Source organism: Bradyrhizobium sp. BEA-2-5, assembly GCF_032918025.1.
Classification (GTDB): domain Bacteria; phylum Pseudomonadota; class Alphaproteobacteria; order Rhizobiales; family Xanthobacteraceae; genus Bradyrhizobium; species Bradyrhizobium pachyrhizi.
This window is the reverse complement of sequence record NZ_CP136629.1, coordinates 380,654-398,613: the sequence shown is the minus strand read 5'-3', so window position 1 is coordinate 398,613 and position 17,960 is coordinate 380,654. Positions and strand designations below refer to the sequence as shown.

The following is a 17,960-nucleotide window of genomic DNA, read 5'->3' as shown; positions in this document are numbered from 1 at the left end:
AGAAACCCTGTCAAGACAACGTTGCGTAGCTTTTGAGCGTTTTGATGCGTTTATTTCGGGCCGATCCGGCCGCGCCCCATCATACGAGAATTCCGTCAGCACTGACGAGCTTCGTCGACGAGGTGTACGCCACGCTCTCCCGGCTCTTCGCCTATGTCGCCGTGCTCGCGCTGTTCGTCGTCCTCGGCAACTATCTATGGAAGCAACTGCCCGACGCAACGGCGATGGCGGCCCCTGCCGCCGCAGGCTGGAGCCCGGCCGGCCGCACGGCGCCGGCCTTTGCCGTGAGCCGGATCGATCTTCGAGATAAAACAGAGACTTACGAGATCCTCCGGCACCCCGAGGGCGGCCGCAAGGACGTCTTCCGCTGGGCCGATGCCACCGGTGCAGCGGTCGCCGAGCTGGAAATCTATCGCCCCGGCGGCGAGGCCATGGGGCCCGCGGTCACCGAGATTGCCGGGCGGCTCGACCCGAGCGGCGTCCGCGAGCTCGAGGCTGCCGGCATCGTCGACAGCAAGTTCGGCAGCGTCACCCTGCTGCGCCCGGCGCGGCAGGACGGCGACCGCGCCTGCCTCAGCTTCCTCAAGCAGGCCGACGCGCCTGACCTCCGGATCTCCGGCTGGACCTGCCAGGGCGCCAGCCTGCCGGCCCGGCGCGCCGCGATCGTCTGCATGCTGAACCGCCTGACCCTGCTGGCCGCGGGCAACGATCCGCGGCTCGCCGCCCTGTTCGCGCATGCCGAGCTCAAGCGCACCGACTGCGTTACCTCCGGCGCGCCCGCCCTGTCGGCCGACTGGGTCATGGGCAGCGAGAACCCACGCCTGCGCGGCGCCCTTTGATGGCGAGACCGTGGCAAGGCACTGGTTTTCATGAAACTTTTGCGCTTGGACACGCATTATCTCAGCCGGTGTGGCGCAATTGACCTAGTGACGACCTCCCCACCATGGCTACAATGTGTTCCGAGTGATTTTGGCGGACGCGCCAGCCCCGATGGGGCCGTAATGACGAGGATGCGATGACCTTGAAATTCCCTGCCGCGAACAAGCTCGTGGTGTTGCTTGCCGCGGCTGCCGTCACCGCAACCGCGTTCGGCATGACCGCGGCCAGCGCGCAGAGCCCGGCCAAGCGCAAGCAGCAGGAGCAGTATGACCGCGACGGCCGCCGCTATTACGGCGCCCAAGGTCCGAACCGTGTCTATCAGCAGGGTCCGCGCACCCGCGTTTACGTCACCACGCGCTCCTGGCTCGACGCCGGCACCGAAGTGCTGCCGGGCGACCGCAAGTTCACCGACTACGCCTTCCCGCCGGCCGTCGGCTATCCGTCCTTCGCCCGCGAGAACCTGAACCGCCCGATCGATCGCCAGCCGCTCTCGCCGCCAGGCGATGTCGGCGGCTATCCGCAGAACTTCCCGCTGTACTGAGAATTTCGGCCAACAGCCGATACGAAAATGCCCGGCTCCGGCCGGGCATTTTTTTATTCGCTGTCATTCCGGGATGGTCCGAAGGACCAGACCATAGGTGCGCAATTGCGCATCTGAGAATCTCAAGATTCCGGGTTCGATGCTTTCGCATCGCCCCGGAATGACGGCAGAGCTGTTACGCGTGCAGCTTCTGCAATTCCTTCAGGATCGCTTCGCCCATCTGCGTGGTGGAAGCAGCCGTGGTGCCTTCCGACTTGATGTCGGCGGTGCGCAGGCCGCTGGCGAGCACCGCGGCGATCGCGGCATCGACCTTGTCGGCGAGATCGCCCATGTCGAAGGAATAGCGCAGCGCCATGCCGAAGGACGAGATCATCGCGATCGGATTGGCGAGGCCCTTGCCGGCGATGTCGGGCGCGGAGCCGTGCACGGGCTCGTACAGCGCCTTGCGCTTCTTGCTCTTGACGTCGATCTCGCCGAGCGAGGCCGAGGGCAGCATGCCGAGCGATCCCGTCAGCATCGCCGCGATGTCGGACAGCATGTCGCCGAACAGATTGTCGGTGACGATGACGTCGAACTGCTTCGGCCATTTCACCAGCATCATGCCGCCGGAATCGGCGAGCTGGTGCTCGAGCGTGACATCGGGGTATTCGCGCTTGTGAACCTGGGTCACGACCTCGTTCCAGAGCACGCCCGACTTCATGACGTTGCGCTTCTCCATCGACGTCACCTTGTTCTTGCGCTTCCTGGCAAGCTCGAAGGCGACGCGGGCGATGCGCTCGATCTCATAGGTGTCGTAGACCTGGGTATCGATGGCACGCTTCTGGCCGTTGCCGAGATCGGTGATGGTCTTGGGCTCGCCGAAATACACGCCGCCGGTGAGCTCGCGCACGATCATGATGTCGAGCCCCTCGACCGCCTCGCGCTTCAGGCTCGAGGCATCGGCCAGCGCCGGGTAGCACACGGCGGGACGCAGGTTGGCGAACAGAGCGAGATCCTTGCGCAGGCGGAGCAGGCCGGCTTCGGGACGCACCTCGTACGGAACAGCATCCCATTTCGGGCCGCCGACCGCGCCGAAGATCACGGCGTCGGCGCCTTTCGCCTTGGCCATGTCGCCCTCGGAGATCGAGACCTTGTGCGCGTCATAGGCGGAGCCGCCGACGAGGCCGCTGTCGGTCTCGAATTTGGCGATCCCGGCCGCATCGAGCCAGTCGATCAGCCGCTTCACCTCGCCCATCACCTCGGGGCCGATACCGTCGCCGGGGAGCAGCAGCAGTTTGTGGGTCGCCATGGTGTTACCTCGAGCTAATCGTTGTTGTCGTTGCCGGGCAAGAGCGCGAAGCGCGTCCTCGCACAGATGACCCGGCAATCCATCCCGCTTCGAAAGGTCTCTCTGAAGATGGATGGATGCCCGGGTCGAGCCCGGGCACGACGAGCGGGGGAAATCCGGCCGGAGTGCTAAAACGCCGGAGCCGGATTGGCAAGGCACCCCGGATCGGCCCAGAATGGTCCCAACGGGCAACCCGCGCCTTCAGAAGCCAACAAGACGGATCCCATGACCGCAGCCATCGTCTACGCCTTCGCCTCGGCCATTTTCCTCGGCGCCGGGGTGGTGCTGGCGCAGCTTGGCCTGCGCACCGTCGAGCCGCTGTCGGGCGCCGCGATCAGCGTACCCTCTTTCACCCTGCTATTCCTGGTGCTGTCGCCGCTGATCCTGCATGGCGAGCCGGTGGTCTGGCGCGCACTGCCGATCTTCATAGCGATCGGGCTGTTCTTCCCGGCCTCGCTGACGCTCCTGACCTTTGCGTCGAACCGGGCGCTGGGGCCGGTCATCACCTCGACGCTGGGCAATCTGGCACCGCTGTTTGCGGTCACCGCCGCCGTGGTGCTGCTGCACGAGCCCTTGCTGCCGCAGCAGCTCATCGGCCTCGTCGTCGCGGTCGCGGGCGCCGCCATCATCACCGTGACGAGGCCGCGCGGCCTCGGCCATTGGCGCAGCTGGGCGCTGCTGCTGCCGCTCGCGAGCGCGCTGGTGCGCGGCATCGTGCCGCCGATCGCCAAGCTCGGCCTTGCGATCTGGCCGAGCCCGCTATGGGCCTGCCTGGTCGGCTATGTCATGTCCTCGCTGGTGGTGCTGACCGTGCAACGGGTCCGCAAGGGCAGCTTCATGGTGCAGGCGCCGCGCGAGGGCCGATTCTGGTTCGCGCTGACCGGGATCAGCAACGGGCTCAGCGCGCTCAGCCTGTTCGCCGCGGTCCGCAACGGCCCGATCACGCTGGTGGCGCCGCTCGCCGCGATCTATCCGCTGGTCACCGTGGTGATGAGCGCGATGATGCTCAAGCATGTCGAGATCACGGCGCGGATCGTCGGCGGCACCCTGCTGACCGTGATCGGCGTTGCGCTGGTCCTGATCGCCTGATTGCCTGATACGCAAGACAGTGTTGCGGGCATCGGCGCTGGGCAGCGCCGCCGCGGCCTGTCACAATGGCCGCATTGCCGGAGTGAATTGTGAGAGCCCCCGCCCCGCCCAACCCGCATCTTGCGCGGCTGATCCTGACCCTGTCGCTGGCTGCGACGGTCGGGCTCGGCATCGGCCGCTTTGCCTATGCGCTGGTGCTGCCCGACATGCGGGAGGACCTCGGCTGGTCCTACTCGGCCGCAGGTTTCATGAACACGATCAACGCCGTCGGCTATCTCGTGGGCGCGCTGCTCGCCTCGCGCCTGATCGAACGCTTCGGACTTGCCGCATCGGTGCGCTGGTCGACGCTGGCCTGCGCGCTGTCGCTGGCGCTTTGCGCCCTCACGGGCAATTTCGTGGTGCTGAGCTTTGCCCGCCTGCTGGTCGGCTTCGCCGCCGCGATCGGCTTTGTCGGCGGCGGCGCGCTCGCGGCGACCATCGCGCAATCGCGACCCGAACGCGCGAATTTCCTGCTCAGCCTGTTCTATGCCGGACCGGGCGTCGGCATCCTCGCATCGGGCTTGATCGCGCCCTTCGTGCTGCAGGGTTTCGGCGCCGGCTCGTGGTGGATCGTGTGGTGGGCGATGACGCTGCTTTCCGCGATCATGACCGTGCCCCTGATGCTGGCGCCGCTCCACGCGAACAGCGCCGCCGGCGGCATCGTGCGGACCCAATTCGCTGTCATGCCGGTCCTGATCTACCTCGCTAGCTATTTCCTGTTCGGCGCCGGCTACATCGCCTACATGACCTTCATGATCGCCTATGTGCGCGACGGCGGCGGCGGGGCCGCGGCGCAGGCCGCGTTCTGGAGCCTGATCGGGCTGAGCGCCTTCGTCACGCCCTGGGCCTGGCGCGGCGTGCTGGCGCTGGACCGCGGCGGCCTCGCCACCGCAATCATCCTCGGTACCAACGCGCTGGGCGCGGCCCTGCCGATCCTCGGCCATTCGCCGGCATGGCTCGCGGTCTCCGCCGTCGTGTTCGGCGTCGCCTTCTTCGCCGTGGTCGGCTCGACCACGGCCTTCGTGCGCTTCAACTATCCATCCGAGGTGTGGCCGACCGCGATCGCCGCGATGACGATCTCGTTCGGCGTCGGCCAGACGCTGGGGCCGATCGTCGTCGGCGCGATCACCGACGCGGTCGGCAGCCTGTCATTTGCGTTGAACGTCTCGGCCGCGATGCTCGCGCTCGGCGCGCTGCTGTCGGCGTTTCAGAGGAAGGTCGGGCCGTAAGCCTGCGTCGTCCCGGCGAAGGCCGGGACCCATAACCACAGCTGGTTGTGATGGAAGGAAGCGTCTCCCCTCGTAGCTATTCCCTCGGCCGCGGAGTATGGGTCCCGGCTTTCGCCGGGACGACGGCTAACTCCCGCTGAACGAATTATACCCCTGGTCTTCCCAATAGCCGCCCTTGTAGTCGTTGGTGACTTCCATGGAGACCACGTATTTCGGGTTCTTGAAGCCGAGCTTCGTCGGCACGCGGATCTTCATCGGGAAGCCGTAGGCGCGCGGCAAGATCTCGCTCGCGTATTTGAACGTCATCTGGGTCTGCGGATGCAGCGCCGAGCGCATGTCGAGCGGCGAGTTGTAGCCGTCCTTGTCGGCGCACTGGAACCAGACATATTTGGCGCGGGTATCGGCGCCGATCAGCTTGAGGAAGTCGCGCATGGGCGTGCCGGTCCAGCTGCCGATCGCGCTCCAGCCCTCGACGCAGATGTGGCGCGTGATCTGCGTGACCTGCGGCAGCTTGTAGAGCTCGTCCAGCGTCCATGACTTCTTGTTGTCGACGAGACCGCGCACCTCGAGCTTCCAGTCGGCGCCGTCGATATCGGGCGCGTCGTCGAGATCGTAATAGGCGTTGAACGGAAACGGCTTGGTGATCGCGCTCTCGGGAAAGGTCGGCGCCAGCGCATCCGGATTGAACATCCAGGCCTGCACGGCGTCGTTGAACTTCGAGACCTTGGCGAGCATGGTTTCGGCCGAGGACGAATCGATCACGTCGCAGCCGGTGAGCAGCGTCAGCGCCCCGAGGCTGGTGCCCGTCGTGATGAAGCGACGGCGCGTCAGCTCCGGCATCGTCTTCACCGCATCGCGCACGAGCAGCTTCTTGTCGACACCGGGGATCAGGAGCTTGCGGAGACGACCCATGACAGACCTCCTACAGCATGATCCGGAAAAGTGCGAAGCGGTTTTCCGGAAAGATCATGCGTAAACAACAACAACCTAAAGCGCGATGACGATTCATCGCACTTTAGCGGCCGATGATCATGGCGCGCAGGCTCTTCGGCACGAGCAGCGCGAGCAGGACATGGATGACAAGGAATGCGACGATCAGCGCCATGCAGGTGAAATGAACATAGCGGGCGAAATCGTAGCCACCGAACAGCGACACCAGCCAATGCAGCTGCACCGGCTTCCACATCGACAGGCCGGACAGCACGATGACGACGCCGACCACGATGATGCCGGCATAGAGCAGCTTCTGCACCGAATTGTATTTGCTGAGATCGTCATGCGACAGCTTGAAGGTCAGCGCCGCCTTGGTATCGGCAATCACGCCGCCCGGGGTGATCGGCAGCAGCTTCTTGCGGAAGCGGCCGGTGGCGAAACCCAGCGCCAGATAGGCGAGGCCGTTGATCATCAGCAGCCACATCGCCGCGAAATGCCAGAGCAGGCCGCCGCCGAGCCAGCCGCCAAGCGTATATTCGCGCGGGAAGCTGAAGCCGAACAGCGGCGAGGCGTTGTAGATCTGCCAGCCCGACAGGATCATCAGGATCATGGCAAGCGCGTTGACCCAGTGCATGATCCGCACCCAGGCCGGCTGGATCGCCTTCGCGGGTGTCGCGGTCTCTGCCTGGTGGTCGCTGACGGCAAGGCTCGTCATGGGATATCTCTGCTCGTGGTCGTTACCGGGTTATACGCCCGGAACCGGCGTTCCGTTACGGGGGCAGGCATCATCAGTTTGATATAGGCTGCTTCACATGGTCACAAAAATGCGAGCCGGGGCGAGGCGCCGGCTCGCGGTTTCGTAAGGCGTTTGGGACCAAATCGGGCCGTCGGGTGTTACGTCGCCGGCATCAGCACGGTGTCGACCACATGGATCACGCCGTTCGACTGGTTGACGTTGGAGATCGTCACCATCGACGTGCCGCCCTTGGCATCGACGATCCAGACCTTGCCGTCCTGCTTCTTCACGGTGAGTTCCTCGCCCTCGGCGGTTTTCAGCTTCTTGCCGTCGGTGAGATCGGAGGCATCGAGCTTGCCGGGCACGACATGGTAGGTGAGGATCTTGGTCAGCGTCGCCTTGTTCTCGGGCTTGACCAGGTTGTCGACGGTGCCGGCCGGCAGCTTGCCGAAGGCGGCGTTGGTCGGCGCGAACACCGTGAACGGACCCTTGCTTTCCAGCGTCGGCACCAGGCCCGCCGCCTTCACCGCCGCCACCAGCGTGGTGTGGTCCTTCGAGTTGACCGCGTTCTGCACGATGTTCTTCGACGGGAACATCGCAGCGCCGCCGACCATGACGGTCTTCTCCTCGGCGCTGGCCGGCGCGACGACGGTCGCGGTGATGGCGAGGGCGCTGAAGGCGGCGGCAGCGAGATAGGCAATGCGCTTCGACATGGTTTCGTCTCCCGATGAGTAGGCCGACCGGCGAGGCTTCGCCGGCGTTGAAGGGGCAACAACGGCGCGTCCTGGTTGATGAGTGCGTCGTCGTTGGCCGAGCTACGGCAGGTTTTCCGGACGGTTTCCGGAAATAATTCTTTGTGATTGTTGAAACCGAGCGGCGCGCGCTGCGTACGCGCGACGCTTCGCGCAACCCGCCAGGCATTCCATTCAGCGGAATGGACGCGTGCGCTGCCGCGAGCAATTTGCTTGCCGCTGCTCTTCGATTGGTTCAGCTTGAGGTTGCGGCACGGCTTCGCAGAAAGCGGCCGCGGGGAGGCAGCATGAGCAGCATCACGGCTGACGACCACGCCGCACCTGCGGTGAACGATGCAAGCAGCGACGTCGGTCCGCTCGAGCAGAAGCACCTGCAATACGCCAACTACCGCGCGGTTGCGGACACGACCGAGATCACGAAAACGCATTGGCACATCGCCACCGCCAACGCGCTCGGCTGGGGCTTTGACGGCATGGACGGCGTGATCTTCGCGCTGATCTCGCCGATGGTGATCAAGGAATTTTCGCTGAGCCTGCCGGAATACCGCTCCGGCATGCAGATCGCGCTGTTCGTCGGCATCGCCGGGCTTTATTTCTGGCCGTGGCTCGCCGACCGCTACGGTCGCCGCACGCTGCTCGCCGTCAACATCGCGCTGTTCTCGCTTCTGATGCCGGTCGCGGCGATGTCGCCGACCTTCGCGGTGTTCGTGATCGCGCGCTCGCTGTTGTTCTTCGCGCTGAACGGCGAATGGTCGCTCGGCTCGATGCTGGTGGCGGAAACCTGGCCGGCCCGGCTCCGCGGCCGCGTCATCAGCATCACCCGCTCGGCCTGGTGTCTCGGCGCCACGCTCGCCGGTGCGATCACGGGCCTGGTGGCCGCCAATTTCGGCTGGCGCATCGCTGTCATGGTGCCCGGCGTGATCGCGCTGCTCGCGATCTATATCCGCTCCACCTGCCCGGAATCGCCCTATTGGGTGCGCGCGCAGGACCGCAAGCGGCGCATCTCGGAGAAGCTGGCGCGCGGCGGCACGGTCAGCGCCGAGGACAGCGCCTGGTTCAGCAAGGCCAAGTCAGTCGGCATCCGCCAGGTGTTCATGCCCGACGTGCTGCCCGCCACGCTTGTCGCGCTGTTCGTCGCCTGCGCCTCGACCTGCATCTACGGCACGGTCGGCGCCTGGATGCCGCTGTATCTGTCGACCGAGAAGCACTGGTCGACCGCCGAGTACAGCCTGTTCTACGTGTTCTACGGGCTCTGCGGCTTCCTTGGACTGTGCGTGGTGGGCTGGCTGATCGACAAGATCGGCCGCCGCCGCACCTTCATCATCACCCTGATCGAGGGTGCGATCTTCATGACGCTTTGGGTCTATTCCGAGGACCGCGTACTGCTATGGGCATTCGGGCTCGCCTGGTGTCTCGGCTTCCTCGGCTTCTGGGGACCGAGCACAACGCTGACCGCGGAGATCTTCCCGACCCGGATCCGCGGCGCCGCCAACGGCGTGGTCTGGGCGATCGCCTATTTCGTCGGCTTCGTGCTGTTCCCGTTCGTCTCGATCGCGCTCCAGCAGCACACCGGCTCGTTCGCGCTGTCGTTCCTGTGCATCCCCGTGCTGATGATCGCGATGGCGGTCGGCGTGTTCCTGTTCGTGCCGGAGCATACCGGGAAGGAACTGAACGAGATCATCGAGTGAGTCGTAGCGTAGTCGCCAATCCGGACTGCGGATTAATGGCACACTGTCGTCCCGGCCAAGCCAACGGGTCGGCGCGAAGCGCCTCCCGATGACAGGCTCCGCGCGAGCCGGGGATCCATAACCACGAACGGCCGTTATCGGGCGTCGCCGGAGCCACAGCGCGACCAACAATCCGACCCTGTGGTTATGGGTCCCAGCTTTCGCAGGGACGACCCGTTGAGAGAGCTTGGCCTAATCCCGGTTCGCCGGCGTCTGGATGAAGCCGCGATTATGCGTCGGGCTGATCAGCAGCTCGTTGATGCAGACGCGCGGCGGCATCGACGCGATGAACGCGATGGTGCGGCCGAGGTCCTCGGGCTGCAGCATCTTCGCCTGCTCCTCCTCGCTCGGCACCACCGGGCGCAGCTTCAGGATCGGCGTCGCCACCTCGCCCGGCATCAGGCAGCAGGCGCGCAGGCCGTTGACGCATTCGTCCATGTTGAAGGAATGGGTCAGCGCCAGCACCGCGTGCTTGGTCGTGGTGTAGGCCGGACCCGGCATCTTCGAGACGTGGCGGCCGGCCCAGGACGAGACGTTGATGATCGCGCCGTCCTGCTGCTTTCGCATCGTCGGCAGCACGGCGCGCATGCAATAGAGCACGCCGTTGAGATTGACCTGGACCAGCTTGTCCCAGCCTTCCAGTTCCATGTCCTTCCAGCTGCGCTTGGGGAGATTGATGCCGGCATTGTTGACGAGGAGGTCAATGCGGCCGTGCCTGCCGACGATCGCCTCGGCGGCCTTGTTGACGTCGGTCTTGTTGCTGACATCGAGCGGGATCGCCTCGGCCTTGCCGCCCTTTTTGGTGATGTTGGCCACCACGCGGTCGAGCTCTTCCTTGCGGCGGCCCGAGACCACCACCGTCCAGCCGTCGGCAGCCAACGCCTCGGCGCCGGCTTCCCCGATCCCGCTGCCGCCGCCCGTGACCCAGGCCACGCGTTTCCCGTTTTTTGACATGCAAACTGTCTCCGTTGCTTCTGCGGGGCGGTTTTTGCTAATCCAGCCGAAATCTTCCGGCCCTTCGCCCCTCGGGGAATGTTTGCATGAACACGACCACCAACGCCAACCTGTTTTCCCGCCTGTTCGATGGCCTGGACGATCCCAAGCGGCTCGCGATCGAGACGCATGACGGCGCCCATATCAGCTATGGCGATCTGATCGCGCGCGCGGGGCAGATGGCGAACGTGCTGGTTGAGCGCGGCGTCAAGCCCGGTGACCGCGTCGCGGCGCAGACCGAGAAGTCGGTTTCGGCCCTGGTGCTGTATCTCGCCACCGTGCGGGCCGGCGCGGTCTATCTGCCGCTCAACACCGCCTATACGCTCAACGAGCTCGACTACTTCATCGGCGATGCCGAACCGGCGCTCGTGGTCTGCGATCCCTCCAAGCAGGACGGCATCAAGGCGATCGCCGCCAAGGTGGGGGCCAAGGTCGAGACGCTCGGCCCCGACGGCAAGGGCTCGCTGACGGACGCCGCCGACAAGGCGAGCAGCGAATTCGCGACGGTGGCGCGCGAAAACGACGATCTCGCCGCGATCCTCTACACCTCGGGCACCACCGGCCGCTCCAAGGGCGCGATGCTCACGCACGACAATCTCGCGTCGAACTCGCTTAGCCTAGTGGATTACTGGCGCTTCACTGATAAGGACGTGCTGATCCACGCGCTTCCGATCTACCATACGCACGGCCTGTTCGTGGCGACCAACGTGACGCTGTTCGCACGCGCCTCGATGATCTTCCTGCCGAAGCTCGATCCGGATCTGATCATCAAGCTGATGGCGCGCGCGACGGTGCTGATGGGCGTGCCGACCTTCTACACGCGGCTCCTGCAGAATCCCGCGCTGTCGCACGAGACCACGCACATGCGGCTGTTCATCTCGGGCTCGGCGCCGCTGCTCGCCGACACCCACCGCGAATGGTCGGCGCGCACGGGACATGCGGTGCTCGAGCGCTACGGCATGACCGAAACCAACATGAACACGTCGAACCCCTACGATGGCGAGCGCGTGCCCGGCGCGGTCGGTTTTCCTCTTCCCGGCGTTTCGGTGCGCGTCACCGACCCCGAGAGCGGCAAGGAATTGCCGCGCGAGGAGATCGGCATGATCGAGGTGAAGGGCCCGAACGTGTTCAAGGGCTATTGGCGCATGCCGGAGAAGACCAAGGCCGAATTCCGGCCCGACGGATTCTTCATCACCGGCGATCTCGGCAAGATCGACGCCAAGGGCTACGTCCACATCCTCGGCCGCGGCAAGGATCTCGTGATCTCCGGCGGCTTCAATGTGTATCCGAAGGAGATCGAGAGCGAGATCGACGCCATGCCTGGTGTGGTCGAGTCCGCCGTGATCGGGGTGCCGCATGCCGATTTCGGCGAGGGTGTCACGGCGGTGCTGGTCTGCAACAAGGGCGCCGATGTCAGCGAAGCCTCGGTGCTCAAGGCGCTCGACGGTCGGCTCGCCAAGTTCAAGATGCCCAAGCGCGTCTTCGTCGTCGACGAGCTGCCGCGCAACACCATGGGCAAGGTGCAGAAGAACGTGCTGCGCGATACGTACAAGGATATCTACGCGAAGGGATGAAACCGCAAAAGCGTCGTGAGGGGATAGATGAAGCGGGAGCAGGCTATCCGGATTAACGATCAACTCGTCATCGCGCACGAGGCGATGAGGAAAGCTCGAATCGCAATTGCGGAGCTCGGAAAGAAGGAGCGGCTTGAATTAGACCGCCCGCTTTATGACCTCCTACTCGAGCTGGAATGGCAAGTGATGCTGCCACTCTACGAGCAGTTTCGCGACCTGATGAAGCTGGAGTTGCGCGAAGAACTACCTGCTCCGAGCTCCGAACTCACGTGGAGCGACGTGCGTCTTCCCCGCGACGCTACGGAAGCTGCGCTCGACGACATCATCATGTCGGCCCTGACATCGCAATGGCAAAAGGTCGCCAAGCTCATAGCTGTCGCGATGGAAGGTTGCGAGAAACTGAAATTGGCGATAGCTCCTGAAATGATCGGAGCACGCCTGCGATTCCTGTCTCACGCCGATCGGATCGAGGGCATCGGAGACCTCCGAAGGTGGGGTCACAGCGAAGTACGGCTGAAGGACGAGCCGATCAGTGCCCGCCCAGCAGGCTGATCACGAACCGTCCGCCAACGATGAAGAGATAGGCCCCGAACGCCACCTCCAGCGCCGGCTTCGATAGCGCGTGCGCGACCTTGACGCCGAGCGGCGCGGTGACGAGCGTGATCGGCATCACCAGCACGGCACCGATCAGCGAGACGTAGCCGAGCGCGAAGGGCAGTTGCAGCGCGGCGACCTCGGGAAAGCGCGCGGCGGCGGGCCAGCCAGCATAGATGTAGCCGAGCGCGCCGGGAATCGAGATCAGCACCGCGAGCGCCGACGAGGTCGCGACGGCCTGATGGATCGGACGACTATAAAAGGTCATCAGCAGGTTCGAGAACAGGCCGCCTCCGATGCCCATCAAGGTCGACAAGATGCCGACGCAGAAGCCGTAGACGCGCATCAATGGGCCCTTCGGCAGATCGTCGCCGAGCTTCCAGGTCTCGCGCGCCAGCAGCAGGCGCGCGGCCGCCGACCACGCCACCATCACGAACACGAACTTGAACAGCCGCTCCGGCGCGTAGCGCGCGATCACGCTGCCGGCGAGGACGCCGATCACGATCGGCAGCCACCAGACGCGCAGGATCGTCATGTCGACCGCCCCGCGCTTGTAATGCGCCTGGAACGAGCGGATCGAGGTCGGGATGATCACGGCGAGCGAGGTGCCGACACACAGCGGCATCCGCACCTCGAGCGGTACGCCGGCGATGCGGAAGCACTCATAGAACACCGGCACGAGGATCGCACCGCCGCCGATGCCGAACACGCCGGCCAGAAATCCCGAGAGCGCGCCGGTTGCGATCAGCAGCAGCGCGAGCTCGAGTAGCTCCTTGGGATCGAGGCCGGCCATCATGTCCTTCGCAGTATCGATGTAGGGCCACACCAGGTTCTCCGGCGCCGTCCCATGACTGTTCGCGGTGAGCAGTAGCCCCTTTTGGGATTCGGGAGTATCTATGCTCTTGAGCAGGCTCTCTTGCGAAATGCGGAAGGATCAGACTTGGACCAGCTTGCGGCGATGGCGGCCTTTGTCCGCGCGGTCGAGAGCGGCAGCCTGTCGGCGGCCGCGCGCTCGCTGCCGAGCTCGCTCACCTCGGTGAGCCGGCAGATCAGCGCGCTCGAGGAACATTTCGGCACCCGCCTGCTGTTGCGCACCACCCGCCAGCTCGCGCTGACCGACGACGGGCGCATTCTCTACGAGCGCGCGAAATCGATCCTCGGCGAGGTCAGGGAGATCGAGGCGGCGCTGGCGCGCGACCCGCATCAGCCATCAGGGCGGATCCGCGTCAGCTCGCCGAGTCTGATCGGTCGGCTCGTGATCGCGCCGCTGCTGGTCGAGTTTCTGCGCCGCTATCCGGCACTGTCCGTCGACCTTCTTCTGGTCGACCGCGCCGTCGACATGGTCGAGGAGGACATCCATCTGGCAATACGCATCGGCCGCTTGCGCGACTCGCAGCTGATCGCGCGGAAGCTCACCGATCTGCAGATGATCGTGTGCGCGTCGCCGGACTATCTGGCTCGGCGCGGCGCGCCGCGGACACCGGACGATCTTGCCGGGCATGACTGCCTGGTGTTTTCCGATTCGCCCGGCAGCGCGGAGTGGCGCTTTGCCGACGGCAGCAAGACGGGTCGCAAAATCCGCATATCCGGTCGGCTCTGGATGAATAGCCTCGACGCGCTGGTCAACGCGGCGCGGGACGGGGCCGGCATCGTCCGCGTGCCGTCCTGGCAGGTGCAGTCCGAGCTCGCCGACGGTCGCCTGGCACGCCTGCTGATCGACCACGAGCCGGCGCCGACGCCGCTGCATCTGATGCTTCAGCCGTCACGCCTCGCATCGCCTAAGATCAGGGCATTTGTCGATTATCTGGTGGAACAGTGGGGTAAAATCGATGCCTTGCGGAACCCGTTTTCGGACAGCTGAGCGCGCCGATCGATCCACGAAGATTTTGATTCACTACTTGGTTCGCCAGACCTTGCATCTGGTATACCACACTGCGGATCAACCAGAATTCGGCAACTCTAACAATGAACTTCGGTTCGACCGAAGGCTATTTGGCCGTTGCGCGGGGTGGTCCGACTCCGTAAATAGAACTCCTCTACCGCGTTCCCCGATGGGCCGGCCGCGGTCCCTCACAACATAAAGCCCGCCCATGACCGCACGGATCGAACGACCGCTTTCGCCGCACATCCAAACCTATCGCTGGACCCTGACGATGGCGCTGTCCATCGTTCACCGTGCCACCGGCATCGCTCTCTACGTCGGAACGCTGCTGCTGGCCTGGTGGCTGATCGCGGCAGCCTCCGGCCCGACCGCCTACGCCCACGTCCAGGCCTTCACCGGCAGCATCATCGGCCGCCTGATCGTGTTCGGCTACACCTGGGCGCTGATGCACCATATGCTGAGCGGCATCCGGCATTTCGTGTGGGACCTCGGCTACGGCTTCAAGGCCAACGAGCGCGAAGCCCTGACTTGGGGCGCGCTGATCGGCGGCATCGTGCTGACGGTGCTGATCTGGATCATCGCCTATGCGATCGGAGGCGGACGATGAGCGGCCCCTCCTCGATGCGCACGCCGCTGGAGCGCGTCCGCGGCCTCGGCTCCGCGCACACCGGCACGGCCGATTTCTGGCGCCAGCGCATCACCGGCGTCGCCATGACGCTGCTGATGATTCCGGTCGTGGTCATCGTGATGATGCTGCTCGGCCGCAACCAGGCCGGCGCTGCCCAGATCCTCGGCTCGCTGCCGATCGCGGTGATCCTGCTGCTCTTCATCTTCGCCAGCGCCTGGCACATGAAGATCGGGATGCAGGTGGTGATCGAGGACTACGTCCATAACGAGAAGCTGAAGATCGCCAGTGTGATGGCGAACAACTTCTTCTGCGTCGCGGTCGCATTGGCCTCGATCTACGCAATCCTCAAATTGTCGTCGGGAGTTTGATCCATGGCCGGTGAAGGAAACGGCAAGGCCACCAACGGTGGCCCCGCCACCAACGGCAAAGCCTATCCGATCGAAGACCACACCTACGACGTCGTCGTGGTCGGCGCCGGCGGCGCGGGCCTGCGCGCGGTGGTCGGCTGCAGCGAGGCCGGACTTCGCACCGCCTGCATCACAAAGGTGTTTCCGACCCGCTCGCACACGGTCGCGGCGCAGGGCGGCATCTCCGCCTCGCTCGGCAACATGCACAAGGACGACTGGCGCTGGCACATGTACGACACCGTGAAGGGGTCGGACTGGCTGGGCGACCAGGACGCGATCGAATACATGGTGCGCAACGCGCCCGAGGCGGTCTACGAACTCGAGCATTGGGGCGTGCCGTTCTCGCGCACCGAGGACGGCAAGATCTACCAGCGCCCGTTCGGCGGCATGACCCTGGACTACGGCAAGGGCCAGGCGCAGCGCACCTGCGCCGCCGCCGACCGCACCGGCCACGCGATGCTGCACACCATGTACGGCCAGTCGCTGCGCCATGCGGCCGAGTTCTTCATCGAATTCTTCGCCATCGACCTGATCATGGACGACCAGGGCACCTGCCGCGGCGTCATCGCGCTGAAGCTCGACGACGGCACGCTGCACCGCTTCCGCGCCCAGACCACCATTCTCGCAACAGGCGGCTACGGCCGCGCCTACGCCTCCTGCACCTCGGCCCATACCTGCACCGGCGACGGTGGCGGCATGGCGCTGCGCGCCGGCCTGCCGCTGCAGGACATGGAATTCGTGCAGTTCCACCCGACCGGCATCTACGGCGCGGGCTGTCTCGTCACCGAAGGCGCGCGCGGCGAAGGCGGCTATCTCGTCAATTCCGAAGGCGAGCGCTTCATGGAGCGCTATGCGCCGTCGGCCAAGGACCTCGCCTCGCGCGACGTCGTCTCGCGCGCGATGACCATCGAGATCCGCGAGGGACGCGGCGTCGGCAAGAAGAAGGACCACATCTTCCTGCATCTCGACCACCTCGATCCGAAGGTGCTGGCCGAGCGGCTGCCGGGCATCTCCGAATCCGCAAAGATCTTCGCCAACGTCGACGTGACCCGCGAGCCGATCCCGATCGTGCCGACCACGCACTACAACATGGGCGGCATCCCGACGAACTATCACGGCGAGGTGCTGACCAAGAAGGACGGTGACGACAATGCCGTGGTCCCCGGCCTGATGGCGCTGGGCGAGGCGGCCTGCGTTTCCGTGCACGGCGCCAACCGCCTCGGCTCCAACTCGCTGATCGACCTCGTCGTGTTTGGCCGCGCCGCGGCGCTGCGCTGCGCCGAGAAGCTGACGCCCAATGCCGAGCAGCCGGAGCTGCCGAAGGATTCCGCCGACCTCGCGCTCGGCCGGCTCGATCATTTCCGCCATGCTTCCGGCGGCACGCCGACCGCGAAGCTGCGCGAGGGCATGCAGCACGTCATGCAGAACAATTGCGCGGTGTTCCGCACCGGCGAGGTTTTGAGCGAAGGCCAGAACCTGATCGCCAAGGTCTATGGCGGCGTCGGCGACATCTCGGTGTCGGATCGCTCGCTGGTGTGGAATTCGGACCTGGTCGAGACGCTCGAGTTCGACAATCTGATCGCGCAGGCGGTGGTGACGATGAACTCGGCCGCCAACCGCACCGAGAGCCGCGGCGCCCATGCCCGCGAGGATTTCTCCGAGCGCGACGACAAGAACTGGATGAAGCACACGCTGGCCTGGCTGGACGATGCCGGCAAGGTCAGGATCGAGTACCGCCCGGTGCACGACTACACCATGACCAACGACGTGCAGTACATCCCGCCGAAGCCGCGCGTATATTGAGAACGAAGGCGAGCAAGCATGGTTGAATTCGCACTTCCGAAGAACTCCAAGATATCGGGCGGCAAGACCTGGCCGAAGCCCGCGGGCGCGACCGAGCTCCGCGAGTTCAAGGTCTATCGCTGGAATCCCGACGACGGCAAGAATCCGAGCGTCGACACCTATTACGTCGACACCAATGATTGCGGTCCGATGGTGCTGGACGGCCTGATCTGGATCAAGAACCACATCGACCCGTCGCTGACCTTCCGCCGCTCCTGCCGCGAAGGCGTCTGCGGCTCCTGCGCCATGAACATCGACGGCCAGAACACGCTGGCCTGCACCCGCTCGATGCACGACGTCAAGGACGGCGCGGTGAAGATCAATCCGCTGCCGCACCAGCCGGTGGTGAAGGACCTCGTCCCCGACCTCACCAACTTCTACGCCCAGTATGCGTCGATCGAGCCCTGGCTGAAGACGACCTCGCCGACGCCGCAGAAGGAATGGCGCCAGAGCCACGAGGACCGCGAGAAGCTCGACGGCCTCTACGAGTGCATCCTGTGCGCCTGCTGCTCGACCTCGTGCCCGAGCTATTGGTGGAACAGCGAGCGCTATCTCGGACCTGCCGCGCTGCTCCAGGCCAACCGCTGGGTCTCCGATTCCCGCGACGAGGCAACCGGCGAGCGGCTCGACAATCTCGAGGACCCGTTCCGCCTCTACCGCTGCCACACCATCATGAACTGCGCCAAGGCGTGCCCGAAGGGACTGAACCCGGCGGAAGCCATCGCCGAGCTCAAGCTCAAGATGGTCGAACGCCAGATCTGATTCGTTGCAACCGCGGCTGGCGCTGG

At 65.0% G+C, this 17,960-nt stretch carries 18 protein-coding genes; 12 read left to right on the top strand and 6 right to left on the bottom strand.

Translation table 11 applies throughout. The features are described from left to right. Positions 1-44 precede the first annotated feature (44 nt). Entirely contained in the window at positions 45-839 is a 795-nt protein-coding gene (locus RX327_RS01855; protein WP_050386482.1) for a hypothetical protein, read from the top strand. A 176-nt stretch (positions 840-1,015) separates the two neighbouring features. Then, positions 1,016-1,420 (top strand): hypothetical protein, encoded by a 405-nt coding sequence (locus RX327_RS01850; protein WP_317249290.1) that lies wholly within the window; start codon positions 1,016-1,018, stop codon positions 1,418-1,420. Between the two features lie 175 nt (positions 1,421-1,595). Here RX327_RS01850 and leuB read toward each other — a convergent pair whose 3' ends face one another. Continuing rightward, the gene (gene leuB / locus RX327_RS01845) at positions 1,596-2,708 is read right to left on the bottom strand and encodes a 3-isopropylmalate dehydrogenase (protein ID WP_317249289.1); all 1,113 of its coding nucleotides are present in this window, start codon (positions 2,706-2,708) and stop codon (positions 1,596-1,598) included. Between the two features lie 264 nt (positions 2,709-2,972). On the opposite strand from leuB, the gene RX327_RS01840 reads away from it, so the two are divergent. Then, positions 2,973-3,836 (top strand): EamA family transporter, encoded by an 864-nt coding sequence (locus RX327_RS01840; RefSeq protein WP_028337881.1) that lies wholly within the window; start codon positions 2,973-2,975, stop codon positions 3,834-3,836. 89 nt (positions 3,837-3,925) lie between these two features. After that, the gene (locus RX327_RS01835; RefSeq protein WP_317249288.1) at positions 3,926-5,104 is read left to right on the top strand and encodes a YbfB/YjiJ family MFS transporter; all 1,179 of its coding nucleotides are present in this window, start codon (positions 3,926-3,928) and stop codon (positions 5,102-5,104) included. Between the two features lie 126 nt (positions 5,105-5,230). On the opposite strand, the gene RX327_RS01830 is transcribed toward RX327_RS01835, so the two are convergent. The 3 genes from RX327_RS01830 to RX327_RS01820 all read right to left on the bottom strand — a co-directional run bounded on the left by RX327_RS01830 (position 5,231) and on the right by RX327_RS01820 (position 7,486). After that, complete coding sequence (locus RX327_RS01830; protein WP_317249287.1) at positions 5,231-6,016, bottom strand: molybdopterin-binding protein; 786 nt, start codon at positions 6,014-6,016, stop codon at positions 5,231-5,233. Positions 6,017-6,119: 103 nt separating this feature from the next. Beyond that, positions 6,120-6,752 carry a cytochrome b/b6 domain-containing protein gene (locus RX327_RS01825; RefSeq protein WP_317249286.1) on the bottom strand — a complete coding sequence of 211 codons (633 nt, stop codon included), beginning with the start codon at positions 6,750-6,752 and terminating at the stop codon, positions 6,120-6,122. A gap of 179 nt (positions 6,753-6,931) precedes the next feature. After that, entirely contained in the window at positions 6,932-7,486 is a 555-nt protein-coding gene (locus tag RX327_RS01820) for a fasciclin domain-containing protein (protein WP_239628840.1), read from the bottom strand. Positions 7,487-7,812: 326 nt separating this feature from the next. Between RX327_RS01820 and RX327_RS01815 the strand changes: the two genes are divergently transcribed. Beyond that, positions 7,813-9,213 (top strand): MFS transporter, encoded by a 1,401-nt coding sequence (locus RX327_RS01815; protein ID WP_317249285.1) that lies wholly within the window; start codon positions 7,813-7,815, stop codon positions 9,211-9,213. A gap of 231 nt (positions 9,214-9,444) precedes the next feature. Here the strand turns inward: RX327_RS01815 and RX327_RS01810 are convergent, their stop codons facing one another. Next, on the bottom strand, positions 9,445-10,206 hold the full coding sequence (locus tag RX327_RS01810; protein WP_317249284.1) for an SDR family oxidoreductase: 762 nt from the start codon (positions 10,204-10,206) through the stop codon (positions 9,445-9,447). A gap of 86 nt (positions 10,207-10,292) precedes the next feature. Here RX327_RS01810 and RX327_RS01805 point away from each other — a divergent pair, with 86 nt between their 5' ends. Together RX327_RS01805 and RX327_RS01800 are read left to right on the top strand one after the other, a co-directional pair. Beyond that, complete coding sequence (locus RX327_RS01805; protein ID WP_317249283.1) at positions 10,293-11,819, top strand: malonyl-CoA synthase; 1,527 nt, start codon at positions 10,293-10,295, stop codon at positions 11,817-11,819. A 27-nt stretch (positions 11,820-11,846) separates the two neighbouring features. Next, the gene (locus RX327_RS01800; protein WP_050386489.1) at positions 11,847-12,371 is read left to right on the top strand and encodes a DUF3658 domain-containing protein; all 525 of its coding nucleotides are present in this window, start codon (positions 11,847-11,849) and stop codon (positions 12,369-12,371) included. Here RX327_RS01800 and RX327_RS01795 read toward each other — a convergent pair. After that, positions 12,349-13,209, bottom strand: coding sequence for a sulfite exporter TauE/SafE family protein (locus tag RX327_RS01795; protein WP_317251434.1), 861 nt, complete (start codon positions 13,207-13,209; stop codon positions 12,349-12,351). The two genes, RX327_RS01800 and RX327_RS01795, sit on opposite strands and share 23 nt — an antisense overlap. 162 nt (positions 13,210-13,371) lie before the next feature. Between RX327_RS01795 and RX327_RS01790 the strand changes: the two genes are divergently transcribed. The 5 genes from RX327_RS01790 (at position 13,372) to RX327_RS01770 (ending at position 17,934) form a co-directional block, all read left to right on the top strand. Further along, positions 13,372-14,274: a LysR family transcriptional regulator gene (locus RX327_RS01790; protein ID WP_244482477.1), complete on the top strand. Its 903-nt coding sequence runs from the start codon at positions 13,372-13,374 to the stop codon at positions 14,272-14,274. Between the two features lie 229 nt (positions 14,275-14,503). Further along, entirely contained in the window at positions 14,504-14,902 is a 399-nt protein-coding gene (sdhC, locus tag RX327_RS01785; RefSeq protein ID WP_061880145.1) for a succinate dehydrogenase, cytochrome b556 subunit, read from the top strand. A gap of 14 nt (positions 14,903-14,916) precedes the next feature. Continuing rightward, positions 14,917-15,291: a succinate dehydrogenase, hydrophobic membrane anchor protein gene (gene sdhD / locus RX327_RS01780; RefSeq protein ID WP_317251433.1), complete on the top strand. Its 375-nt coding sequence runs from the start codon at positions 14,917-14,919 to the stop codon at positions 15,289-15,291. 3 nt (positions 15,292-15,294) lie between these two features. Then, the gene (sdhA, locus tag RX327_RS01775; RefSeq protein ID WP_317249282.1) at positions 15,295-17,133 is read left to right on the top strand and encodes a succinate dehydrogenase flavoprotein subunit; all 1,839 of its coding nucleotides are present in this window, start codon (positions 15,295-15,297) and stop codon (positions 17,131-17,133) included. An 18-nt stretch (positions 17,134-17,151) separates the two neighbouring features. Then, positions 17,152-17,934: a succinate dehydrogenase iron-sulfur subunit gene (locus RX327_RS01770; protein ID WP_028179640.1), complete on the top strand. Its 783-nt coding sequence runs from the start codon at positions 17,152-17,154 to the stop codon at positions 17,932-17,934. The last annotated feature ends 26 nt before the right edge of the window (positions 17,935-17,960 follow it).